Origin of the sequence: Paenibacillus zanthoxyli JH29, assembly GCF_000520715.1 — a bacterium.
GTDB lineage: Bacteria > Bacillota > Bacilli > Paenibacillales > Paenibacillaceae > Paenibacillus_AQ > Paenibacillus_AQ zanthoxyli.
The window spans coordinates 1-365 of sequence record NZ_ASSD01000018.1 but is presented as its reverse complement, the minus strand read 5'-3'; the positions used below and the strand labels follow the sequence as shown (position 1 = coordinate 365).

Sequence of the window (365 nt, the reverse complement as noted above, 5' to 3'; positions counted from 1 at the left end):
GCTTCCGACGCCAACCTCTATGGGGTTCTACCCCGAGGCCGGCTCTAGCAGGGCGGAGGACCGCAGCATGCGGAAGCTGCTCGCTTACGGCGTGCCGGTCATGCTGGGGATGCTGGCCGCTCCGCTGATCAGCCTGGTGGATGTCTTCACCATGCCCCGCCTGCTGGCTTCCGTCGGCGGCGAGGCACAGGCTATGGTGCAGTTCGGCATTTACAACCGGGGCCTTCCGCTGGTCCAGCTTGTAACGATGCTGGCGGGCTCGCTCTCCGTCCTGTTCATTCCCGCCTTGGCCGAGTCCAAGTTCCGGGGGGATTTAAGCGAGATCGAGAGTCGCTGCCGCCTGTCGCTGCGCTGGTTCTGGCTGC

At 65.2% G+C, this 365-nt stretch carries 1 pseudogene; it reads left to right on the top strand.

The features are described 5' to 3' along the window. Positions 1-365, top strand: a pseudogene (locus L691_RS27440) (polysaccharide biosynthesis protein); the annotation flags it as partial.